The 692-nt window shown below is 43.0% G+C and carries 1 protein-coding gene; it reads left to right on the top strand.

From position 1 onward, the window contains the following. A partial coding sequence (locus A3729_RS05880; protein ID WP_156497717.1) for an alpha/beta fold hydrolase occupies nt 1-565 on the top strand: 565 nt, incomplete at its 5' end. Nucleotides 566-692 lie beyond the last annotated feature (127 nt).

Genomic DNA, 692 nt, shown 5'->3' with positions numbered 1-692 from the left:
GAAATTTCACTTAGTGGGCCATGATTGGGGTGCTGGTGTGGGTTGGAAGCTCGCGGCTGACTATCCCGATCGTGTGATCAGTTATGTGGCTATTTCAGTGCCTCATATTGATTCTTTCGGAAAGGCCTACAGAGAAGATCCGGATCAATACGAATCAAGTGACTATATTCGCTTCTTTCAGAAAAAGACCATACCCGAATATGTCTTAGCTCAAAATGATTATGAAAAATTGCGAGCTGTTTGGACTAGTCATGAGGATGCAGAAACTGAACACTACTTAAATATCCTCAAACAAGAGCATGCACTAACGAGCGCTTTAANCTGGTATCGCGCAAACTTTCCAGCATTTGATGTCGGTTTAAACATTGGACAAGTTGATGTACCAACGACTTTTATATGGGGTAATCAGGATGTAGCGTTAAAGCGCTCGGGGGTTGTGGGTACGCGTGACTTGGTTAGTGCTGAGTATGAGGTTATTGAGATGGAAGCGGGCCACTGGGTTATTCAAGAAAAATACGAAGAGTTATCTCGCCATATTCTTGGCCATCTTGCAAAGCAGCGTTGAAATTTGCTGCCTGGATTTTGAGGCAAAAAAATACCCACCAAGTTTAATTAGATTAGTATCTGATAAACAGGGCGGGTGAAACTTCGCTGCTAAAGGGGTTGGTATAGCAGCGTTGTTTTTAAAACTC

The organism is Oleiphilus sp. HI0043 (genome assembly GCF_001634935.1).
This window is presented reverse-complemented; position numbering and strand designations above follow the sequence as displayed.